The organism is Stenotrophomonas sp. 2YAF22 (assembly GCF_052114665.1).
In the GTDB taxonomy this organism is placed as follows: Bacteria; Pseudomonadota; Gammaproteobacteria; order Xanthomonadales; family Xanthomonadaceae; genus Stenotrophomonas; species Stenotrophomonas indicatrix.
Genome location: NZ_JBFRFE010000078.1, coordinates 1 through 10,261, shown reverse-complemented (window position 1 = coordinate 10,261; position 10,261 = coordinate 1). Strand labels below are relative to the sequence as shown.

The window sequence follows — 10,261 nt, the reverse complement described above, 5'->3', positions numbered from 1 at the left end:
GGCCCTGTGGGCGTTGGGCCACGGCCGCGGCGATGCCGCCTCCATCGCCGACGTCGCCGACCGCCACGTTGCGCTTGACCCGCTGCGTTCGGCACGCCCGGACACGGCGCGCGCCGAAGCCTACGCCACGGCCTACGCCCGTTTCCTTCGACATCTCGACGCCATCACGCCGCTGTACCGCGGCTGATCTCCTTTCCGCGACACCTCGCACAACGACAGGAAGACGCACCATGAGCACGCAACCTTTCATCGGCGCCAAGGAATACTTCCCCGGCATCGGCCGCATTCCCTTCGAAGGCCGGGGCTCGGACAACCCGCTCGCGTTCAAGGTCTACGACGCGGACAAGGTCATCGGCGGCAGGACCATGCAGGAACATCTGCGCTTTGCAGTCTGTTACTGGCACACCTTCTGCAATGCCGGGCACGATCCGTTCGGTCCGGGTACCCGTCATTTCCCCTGGGAGGCCGGCTCGCCGATGGCGACCGCCGAGGCGAAGGTGGACGCGGCATTCGAGTTCTTCACCAAGCTGGGCGTGCCGTACTGGTGTTTCCACGATATCGACCTGGCGCCGGACGCCGAGGATGTCGGGCAGTACGAAAAGAACCTGAAGCACATGGTGGGCCTGGCCAAGGCGCGCCAGGATGCAACCGGCATGAAGCTGCTGTGGGGCACGGCCAACCTGTTCTCGCACCCGCGCTACATGAACGGTGCGTCCACCAACCCGGATTTCGCAGTGGTGGCGCGTGCCGCCGTGCAGGTAAAGGCGGCGCTGGAGGCCACCGTTGAACTGGGCGGCGAGCATTACGTGTTCTGGGGCGGCCGCGAAGGCTATGCCGCGCTGGCCAATACCCAGATGAAGCGCGAAGTCGACCACCTCGCGCGGTTCCTGACCATGGCGCGCGACCATGGCCGCAGCATCGGCCTGAAGGGCAACTTCCTGATCGAGCCCAAGCCGATGGAACCGATGAAGCACCAGTACGACTTCGACAGCGCCACCGTGGTGGGGTTCCTGAAGGAACATGGCCTGGACAAGGATTTCAAGCTCAACATCGAGGCCAACCACGCGACGCTGTCCGGCCACACCTTCGAACACGATCTGCAGGTCGCCTCGGACCACGGCCTGCTCGGCAGCATCGATGCCAACCGCGGCAACGCCCAGAACGGCTGGGATACCGACCAGTTCCCCACCGACCTGTACGACACCGTGGGCGCGATGCTGGTGGTGCTGCGCCAGGGCGGTCTGGAAGGCGGCTTGAACTTCGACGCCAAGGTGCGCCGTGAATCGACCGACCTGGAAGATCTGTTCATTGCCCATGTCGGCGGCATGGATGCCTTCGCCCGCGGGCTGGAAGTGGCCCATGCGCTGCTGAACGACTCGCCGCTGGAGCAGTGGCGCAAGGAGCGTTACGCCAGCTTCGACAGTGGTGCCGGCAAGGACTTCGCGGGCGGCGCGCTCAGTCTCGCAGAGCTGGCTGCGCTGGGTGCAAAGGGCGGCGAGCCCAGGCAGATCAGCGGCAAGCAGGAGCGCTACGAGAACCTGATCAACCAGTACCTGCTGCGTTGAGCACAGCGGCTCGCATCGATGACACCGAACCGGGGAGGGACACGGCAATGCAGCAGGCAATGAGCGGTGGAGAGAACACCCGGCTGATCGTACTGATCAGCGTGGTGGCGACGATTGGCGGATTCCTGTTCGGGTTCGACAGCGGCGTGATCAACGGCACCCAGGACGGCCTGCACCAGGCGTTCAGATCCGGCGAGTGGATGCAGGGGTTCGAGATCGCCTCGATGTTGCTGGGCTGCGCCGTGGGTGCCTTCAGCGCCGGCCGGCTGGCCGACCGTCTCGGCCGCCGCAACGTGCTGATCGTCTCGGCAGTGTTGTTCCTGCTGTCGGCGATCGGCGCCGGCGCCGCATCCTCCTCGGCGATGTTCATCGTCGCGCGGGTGTTGGGGGGCTTTGCGGTGGGGGCCGCCAGTGTCATCTCCCCGGCCTACATCGCCGAAGTCGCGCCGGCGCGCTACCGTGGCCGGCTCGCCACGGTCCAGCAGATCGCCATCATCAGCGGGCTGACCGTCGCGTTCCTGTCCAACTATCTGTTGGCAGCCACCGCCGGTGCGTCCACCGAGGCACTGTGGGGCGGGCATGCAGCGTGGCGCTGGATGTTCTGGATGCAGGCCGTGCCCTCGCTGCTGTTCCTGGCACTGCTGCTGACCATTCCGGAAAGCCCGCGCTACCTGATGGTGAAGCGCCGCAAGGACGAGGCGCTGCAGGTGCTTGCGCGGCTGTACGGCGGTGTCGAGGCGCAGGCGAAGCTTGCCGAGATCGACGCTTCGCTGTCGACCGACCACCATCGGCCGCGGCTGTCGGACCTGCGCAACAAGGCCACCGGCAGGATCCGCCCGATTGTCTGGGTCGGCATCGGCCTGGCCACCTTCCAGCAGCTGGTCGGCATCAACGTAGTGTTCTACTACGGTGCCGTACTCTGGCAGGCCGTCGGCTTCTCCGAGAACGACGCGCTGCTGATCAACGTGCTGTCCGGTGCGCTCAGCATCGGCGCCTGCATCGTCACCGTGCTGCTGATCGATCGCATCGGGCGYAAGCCATTGCTGTGGGTTGGCTCGGCCGGCATGGCGGTGTCACTGGCACTGCTGGTGGCCGCATTCGCCAGTGGCTCGCTGGTCGATACGCACCTGCAGCTGCCTGCGGGCATGGGCACGCTGGCGCTGGTAGCGGCCAATGCCTATGTCGTGTTCTTCAACATCTCGTGGGGCCCGGTGATGTGGGTGATGCTGGGCGAGATGTTCCCCAACCAGATCCGCGGTTCGGGCCTGGCGGTGGCCGGTGCGGCGCAGTGGACCGCCAATTTCGCCGTCACCGTGACCTTCCCGATTCTGCTGGCCGTCACCGGGCTGGCAGCCACGTACAGCATCTATCTGGTGGCGGCGGTCATTTCGGTGTTCTTCGTGCTCAGGTACGTGCAYGAAACCAAGGGCAAGGAACTGGAGCAGATGGAAGGATGAACGCGATGACCCATCGACACGTTGGCCGCGCCCACGCTGGCGTGCTGCTGACCACGCTGCTGCTGGCACTGGCGGCCTGCGGCAAGGATGAAAACGTTGCCGCAACTGCAGCCGCGACGCCGGACCCGTGGCCGCAGGTCGCCTGGCCACTGGCCGAGGACCCCGCGCTGGAAAAGCGCATCACCGACCTGATGGCCACCATGACGGTGGAGGAAAAGGTCGGCCAGCTGGTGCAGGGCGATATCGCCAGCATCACGCCCGACGACGTGCGCCGCTATCGGTTGGGCTCGGTCCTGGCCGGCGGCAATTCCGATCCCGGTGGCCGTTACGATGCCGCGCCGGCCGAATGGCTGGCGCTGGCCGATGCGTTCTACGCGGCGTCGATGGACACCTCCACCGGCGGCAAAGCGATTCCGGTGCTGTTCGGCATCGATGCCGTGCATGGGCAGAGCAACATCATCGGCGCGACGCTGTTCCCGCACAACATCGGCCTGGGCGCCGCCCGCAACCCGGATCTGCTGCGCCGGATCGGCGAGGTGACCGCGCTGGAGACCCGTGCCACCGGGATGGAGTGGGCGTTCGCACCAACCGTGGCGGTACCGCAGGACGACCGCTGGGGGCGCACCTATGAGGGCTATTCCGAATCGCCCGAGGTGGTGGCCAGCTATGCCGGTGCAATGGTCGAAGGCCTGCAGGGCAAAGTGGGTACGCCCGCGTTCCTCGATGGTCGTCATGTGATCGCCTCGGTGAAGCACTTCCTCGGCGACGGTGGCACTACCGATGGCAAGGACCAGGGGGATACCCGGATCAGCGAAGCGGACCTGGTGCGCATCCACGCGGCCGGGTATCCGCCGGCGATCGCTGCAGGCGCACAGACCGTCATGGCCTCCTTCAACAGCGTCAACGGCGAAAAAATGCATGGTCACAGGCAGTACCTGACCGATGCGTTGAAGGGCCGCATGCACTTCGGTGGGTTCGTGGTGGGCGACTGGAACGGCCACGGGCAGGTCAAGGGCTGCACGACCACCGATTGCCCGGCCACCATCAATGCGGGCCTGGACATGGCCATGGCCTCGGACAGCTGGAAGGGCTTCTACGAGACCACGCTGGCCGCCGTGAAGAACGGCACCATCAGCCAGCAACGGCTGGACGAGGCGGTGCGCCGGATCCTGCGCGTCAAGATGCGGCTGGGTCTGTTCGAGGCCGGCAAGCCGTCCACACGTGCGGTCGGCGGCCAGTTCGCCCTCATCGGCGCACCGGAACATCGTGCGCTGGCACGGCAGGCGGTGCGCGAATCCCTGGTACTGCTGAAGAACCAGGGGGGCGTGTTGCCACTGTCGCCCAAGCAACGGATCCTGGTCGCCGGTGACGGTGCCAACGACGTGGGCAAGCAGGCCGGCGGCTGGACGCTGAACTGGCAGGGCACCGGCACGACCCGCAAGGACTTCCCCAATGCGGACACGATCTACGAGGGCATCGCCCAGYAGGCGTCGGCCGCGGGTGGCGAGGCAGTGCTGGCGGTCGATGGGAAATATGTAACGAAGCCGGATGTGGCCGTGGTGGTATTCGGCGRAAGCCCGTATGCCGAGTTCCAGGGCGATCTGCCGACGCTGGCCTACAAGCCGGGGGACGATGCCGACCTTGACCTGATCAAGCGGCTGAAGGCCGACGGCATTCCGGTGGTGGCCGTGTTCCTGAGCGGACGCCCGCTGTGGGTCAACCGCGAGATCAACGCCGCTGATGCGTTCGTGGCGGCGTGGCTGCCCGGCTCGGAAGGTGCTGGCGTTGCCGACGTGCTGCTGCGCACGCCTGATGGCAGCGTGCAGCACGATTTCAAGGGCAGGTTGAGCTTCAGCTGGCCGCGCACGGCGACGCAGTACGCCAACAATGTGGGGCAGAAGGATTACGACCCGCAGTTCGCCTTCGGCTTCGGCCTGTCCTACGCCGACAACGGCGATCTGGCGGCGCTGCCGGAAGTCTCCGGGGTAACCGGCAATGAAGGTGCCAGCGGCGTGTTCTTCGCGCGCGGCGAAGCCGGTTCAGGCATGGCCCTGCGCCTGCAGAACAGCACGGGGCAGGGCGTCACGGTCACCAAGGTGCCGGAGGCCCTGGAGGGCGATCTGCTCAAGGTCACCGGCGTGGACCACCTGGCACAGGAAGATGGCCGCCGCCTGGCCTGGTCGGGCAAGGCTGAGGCAGTTGCCGCGCTGCAGTCACACACGGCACTGGACCTGCAGCGCGAAAGCAACGGCGACCTGATGCTGCTGACCACGTTGCGGGTGGAGTCTGCACCCCGTGGCGAGGCCTGGTTGGCGGTGGACTGCGGCACGGGCTGCTCGGCCCGCATTGCGCTCACGCCGACGCTTGCAAAACTGCCGGTGGGCCAATGGACGCGCGTGGGCGTGCCGCTGAAGTGCCTTGCAGCCGCAGGTGCGGACGTCGGCAAGCTGGATCGCCCGTGGTCGATCGGAACGGCGGGGGCGATGACACTGTCGGTGTCACGTGTCGCGCTGGGCGCCCTGAACGAGGCGGAGACCAGCATCGGGTGCGCAGGCGCGTGACCGTGACGCTGCGTCCTGCGCTATCGGGAACCGGGTGGGCGCGTGACCGAATCGCGCACCACCAGCCGGTGCGGCACCACGTGGTCGGTCAACACGTGCACGCCCTCGCTGCGGCGGCGGATGGTACGCAGCAGGATCTCGATGGCGGCATCGGCCATCGAGGCGATGGGCTGATGGATGGTGGTGAGCTCGGGCCAGACCGTCGTGGCGGCGGAGCTGTCATCGAAGCCGACCACCGACAGGTCGCGGGGCACCTCCAGGCCACGCCGGTGCGCGACGGAGATCGCCGCCGCGCCCATATCGTCGTTGCTGGCCAGGATTGCGGTGGGCGGCCTGGGCTGGCACAGCAGTTTCTCGGCAGCGGCCAGCCCGGAGCGGTAGGTGTAGTCGCCCTGTTCGACCAGGGCGGGGTCGACCTCCAGCCCGGCGTCGTGCAGCGCGCTGACAAAGCCGTCATAGCGCCGCGCGCTGGCACTGAGGTCGGTGCGCCCGCAGATGAAGCCGATGCGGCGGTGGCCCTGCTGGATCAGGTGTTCAGCCAATTCCCTGCCGGCGTGGAAGTCATCGATGCGCACGCAGGAAATGTCATTGCCGAGGTGACCCGGCGCGATCGCCACCACCGGGATGCCGGCCTTGACCAGCTCGGTCACCACGGGCTTCGATTCGCACAGCGGCGGCGGCAGGATGACGCCGTCCACCCGCCCGGCCAGGGCACGCGCGGCCTTGCGCTGGGCCGCCGGGCCCGGCTCGTCCCAGTAGTCGATGACCAGCTGGATGGCAGCGTTGGACGCTACGCGCAGCAGGCCGACCAGCAGTTCGCGCAGGTAGGCACCGCTGGGGTCGGTGTAGATCAGTGCAATACGCGTGTGCTGCGCGGCGGCCAGCGAACTGGCGGCGAGGTTGGGCGTATAGCCCAGTTCACGCACTGCGCGCATCACGCGCTCGCGGGTGACGTCGCGCACCTTGCCCTGGTTGATCGCCCGCGACACCGTCATCGGCGACACTCCGGCCAGGGCCGCCACCTCGTCGATCGTCACGCCACTGTTTTTGCGGCGGACCGATTTCTTCGGCTTGTCCAATACGCGCTCCCGTTCTTCTCTGTGACGCTGCCGAAGCCCGCGCACGTTTGGAGCTTACAAGGTTTGCCGGCCGCCCAACGGTCCGGTCCGGATGGCGAGCGGTGTCATTGGATGTTCGCTGCCGTGCTGGCGCTGCTGGCCTGCATCGGCGACGCGCGCGCAGAGGATGGCCATGCCCTGTGGATGCGCTACGTTCCGCTCGAACCGGCCCTCGCTGCCGACTACCGCACCCGCCTGGGGCAGGTGGTGGCCCCTGATCACACAGCCACGCAGCGCGCCGCGCGCGATGAACTGCAGCGTGGACTGGCCGGGCTGCTCGGCAGCGCTCCGCAGTTGCCGGGTACGGCAGCCACCGGCCCCATGCTGGTGCTGGGTACGCCGCAGTCGTCGGCGTTGATCGCGCCGTTTCGTGCGCAGATGCAGCCGCTGGGCGAGGAAGGCTACCTGCTCAAGCGCACACGGGTGGGCGGACGCGATGTGCTGCTGGTCGCCGCACCGCGGGATATCGGCGTGCTGTACGGGGTGTTCCATCTGCTGCGGCTGCTGCAGACCGGCGCGGCACTGGACGCTCTCGATGTGCGTCAATCGCCACGGCTCCGGCTGCGCGTGCTCAATCACTGGGACAACCTGGATGGCCATGTCGAACGTGGCTACGCAGGCCGTTCGCTGTGGGACTGGCAGACGTTGCCGGAGTGGCGCGACCCGCGCTACACCGACTATGCACGCGCCAACGCATCCGTAGGCATCAACGGCACCGTGCTCAACAACGTGAATGCAAATGCGCAGAGTCTTGCGCCTGACTATCTCGACAAAGCGGCAACACTGGCCGATCTGTTCCGTCCGTACGGCATCCGTGTCTACCTGAGTGCACGCTTCAGCGCACCCATCGAGCTGGGCGGGCTCGACACCGCCGATCCGCTCGACCCGGCCGTGCAACGCTGGTGGCGCGACAAAGCCGACCAGATCTACGCGCGCATTCCCGATTTCGGTGGCTTCCTGGTGAAGGCCAATTCGGAAGGGCAGCCCGGCCCGCAGGACTACGGCCGCTCGCACGCCGACGGCGCCAACCTGCTGGCCGATGCGCTGGCCCCGCACGGCGGCGTGGTGATGTGGCGCGCCTTCGTCTATGCGCACGACGTTCCTGCGGACCGCGCCACGCAGGCCTACAGCGAATTCGCCGGCCTGGATGGTGCGTTCCGCCCGAACGTGGTGCTGCAGGTGAAGAACGGGCCCATCGACTTCCAGCCGCGTGAGCCGTTCCATCCGCTGTTCGGAGCCATGCCGCGCACGCCGCTGGTGATGGAAGTGCAGATCACCAAGGAGTACCTGGGCTTTGCCACGCATCTGGTTTACCTGGGGCCGTTGTACGAGGAAGTGCTGCGGGCCGACACCCGCACACGCGGCAAGGGGGCCACCGTGGCGCAGTCCCTGGCCGGCATGGCCGGGGTCGCCAACATCGGCACCGACCGCACCTGGAGTGGATCGCACTTCGACCAGGCCAACTGGTACGCCTTCGGCCGTCTTGCGTGGGATCCGCGGCAATCGGCCCAGGACATCGCGGCGGACTGGGCGGCGCTGACGTTCTCGGCCGATCCCGGCGCGGTGCAGCCCATCGTCGGGATGATGATGGGCTCGCGCGAGGCTGCGGTGAACTACATGACGCCGCTGGGCCTGCACCATCTGATGGCGCTGGGGCACCACTATGGTCCCGGTCCATGGGTCGATGGCGGCCCGCGCGCGGACTGGACGTCGGTGTACTACCACCGTGCGGATCACAACGGCATCGGCTTCGACCGCACCGCACGCGGCAGCAACGCCGTGGCCCAGTATTCCCCCGGCGTGGCCGAGCAGTATGGCGACCTGGCGCGGGTTCCGGAGCCGCTGCTGCTGTGGTTCCACCACGTGCCGTGGGACCACCGCATGGCCTCGGGGCGGACACTGTGGGACGAGCTGGTCGCGCGCTACTCGCAGGGGGTACGGCAGGTGCAGGGCATGCAGGCCACCTGGGCAGGGCTGCAGGGCAGGGTGGATGCACAACGGCATGCGCAGGTCGCGGCCTTCCTGCGTATCCAGCTGCGCGAAGCACAGTGGTGGCGCGATGCCAGCGTGGCGTACTTCCAGTCGGTGAGCGGCAGGCCGTTGCCCGCAGGCGAAGCCGCGCCGCCGCATCCGCTGGCCTGGTACCAGGCGTTGCAGTTTCCGTCCGCACCGGGAGATGGGCGATGAAGCCGACGTCGTGGGTGGGCTGGATGCTGGTGGTCGCCATGGGCGGCTGTGCCACGAATGCAGCGGCGCAGGAACCAGGGATGGCGCTGCTGCATCCGCTGTTCCAGGATCACGCCGTGCTGCAGCGTGAGCAGCCGGTTCCGGTATGGGGCCGGGCCGCGCCAGGTGCCACGGTTTCGGTGACCGTTGCAGGGCGGACGGTCAGCACCCACGCGGCGGCCGACGGCCGCTGGCAGGCAACGCTGCCGTCCATGGCCGCCGGCGGCCCCCATGCAATGTCGGTGCGTGCGGGGGACGCAACCCAGATCGTGCACGACGTGCAGATCGGCGACGTCTGGTTGTGTTCCGGGCAGTCGAACATGGAACTGCCGGTGGGGCGCACGCTGGACGCAGACAGCGAGATCGCCAGCGCCACGCAACCGAAGATCCGCCTGTTCACCGTACCGAAGGCGGCGGCGGTTTCACCACAGAGTGATTTTCCGGCGTCTGTGGCGTGGCATACGGCGGCGCCGGACACGGTGCGCGACTTTTCCGCTGCGTGCTTCTACTTTGCGCGCGAACTGCAGAAGACGGTCGATGTCCCCATGGGCTTGATCCAGGCGGCGTGGGGCGGTTCGCGCATCGAGGCCTGGACCAGCACCGATGCCCTGCGCATGCAGGGCGGCATGGGGCCAGCACTGGACGTGCTCGCCTTGTCTGCCCGCGATCCCGCAGCGGCAAACACCCGCTGGGGCCAGCACTGGCAACACTGGTGGACAACACGCGAAGGTGCCGCCGCCGATACGCCCTGGCAGCCCGGTACCGACAGCAGCGGATGGCAACGCGCACCGGCCACGCTCGGCGCGTGGGAGCGCTGGGGTGTCCCGGCGCTGGCCGGCTACAACGGCATGGTCTGGTACCGCACCCAGGTGACCCTGACGGCCGCGCAGGCCGGCAAGCACGCTTGGCTTGAGCTGGGTCCCGTCGACGAGACGGACATGACCTGGGTGAACGGTGTCGCCGTGGGCAGCCAGTACGGCGCGGGTGAGCGGCGGACGTATGCGCTACCGCCCGGGTTGCTGAAGGCCGGTGCCAATACGGTGGTGATCAATGTCCTGGACACCTACGGTGAGGGTGGGCTTGCAGGGCCCGCAAGTGCGCACGCCATCCGCCTGGATGACGGTACGCGCATCGCGCTCGATGCGCGCTGGCAGTACCGGATGGCGCCCGGTGTACAGGCGCCGCCGCTGGCACCGTGGCATGCCGCTACAGGACTGTCGACGCTGTACAACGGCATGATTTCGCCACTGGGCGCCTATGGCCTGCGCGGCGTGCTGTGGTACCAGGGTGAATCCAATACCGGCGACGCAATGGCATACCTCGCACGCCTGCGC

The 10,261-nt window shown here is 67.5% G+C and carries 6 protein-coding genes and 1 pseudogene; 6 read left to right on the top strand and 1 reads right to left on the bottom strand.

What is annotated here, in order from left to right; all coding sequences use genetic code 11:
- The 4 genes and pseudogenes from AB4Y84_RS05205 to AB4Y84_RS05190 form a co-directional block, all read left to right on the top strand.
- Nucleotides 1-187 (top strand): annotated as a pseudogene (locus tag AB4Y84_RS05205) (xylulokinase); the annotation flags it as partial.
- Nucleotides 188-230: 43 nt separating this feature from the next.
- Complete coding sequence (gene xylA, locus AB4Y84_RS05200; RefSeq protein WP_025877150.1) at nt 231-1,565, top strand: xylose isomerase; 1,335 nt, start codon at nt 231-233, stop codon at nt 1,563-1,565.
- A 47-nt stretch (nt 1,566-1,612) separates the two neighbouring features.
- Nucleotides 1,613-3,022 carry a sugar porter family MFS transporter gene (locus AB4Y84_RS05195; RefSeq protein ID WP_442243544.1) on the top strand — a complete coding sequence of 470 codons (1,410 nt, stop codon included), beginning with the start codon at nt 1,613-1,615 and terminating at the stop codon, nt 3,020-3,022.
- Nucleotides 3,023-3,027: 5 nt separating this feature from the next.
- Complete coding sequence (locus AB4Y84_RS05190; RefSeq protein ID WP_442249847.1) at nt 3,028-5,583, top strand: glycoside hydrolase family 3 N-terminal domain-containing protein; 2,556 nt, start codon at nt 3,028-3,030, stop codon at nt 5,581-5,583.
- Between the two features lie 20 nt (nt 5,584-5,603).
- Here AB4Y84_RS05190 and AB4Y84_RS05185 read toward each other — a convergent pair whose 3' ends face one another.
- On the bottom strand, nt 5,604-6,662 hold the full coding sequence (locus AB4Y84_RS05185) for a LacI family DNA-binding transcriptional regulator (protein WP_442243542.1): 1,059 nt from the start codon (nt 6,660-6,662) through the stop codon (nt 5,604-5,606).
- A gap of 111 nt (nt 6,663-6,773) precedes the next feature.
- Between AB4Y84_RS05185 and AB4Y84_RS05180 the strand changes: the two genes are divergently transcribed.
- Together AB4Y84_RS05180 and AB4Y84_RS05175 are read left to right on the top strand one after the other, a co-directional pair.
- Complete coding sequence (locus AB4Y84_RS05180; protein ID WP_442243541.1) at nt 6,774-8,888, top strand: alpha-glucuronidase family glycosyl hydrolase; 2,115 nt, start codon at nt 6,774-6,776, stop codon at nt 8,886-8,888.
- The coding region (locus AB4Y84_RS05175) for a sialate O-acetylesterase (protein ID WP_442249846.1) at nt 8,885-10,261 on the top strand (1,377 nt) is incomplete at its 3' end. The genes AB4Y84_RS05180 and AB4Y84_RS05175, both read left to right, overlap by 4 nt.

Bases quoted from the DNA above. Each gene is read 5' to 3' on its own strand.
- xylA (WP_025877150.1), top strand. From the start codon at position 231: ATGAGCACGCAACCTTTCATCGGCGCCAAGGAATACTTCCCCGGCATC.
- AB4Y84_RS05180 (WP_442243541.1), top strand. From the start codon at position 6,774: ATGTTCGCTGCCGTGCTGGCGCTGCTGGCCTGCATCGGCGACGCGCGC.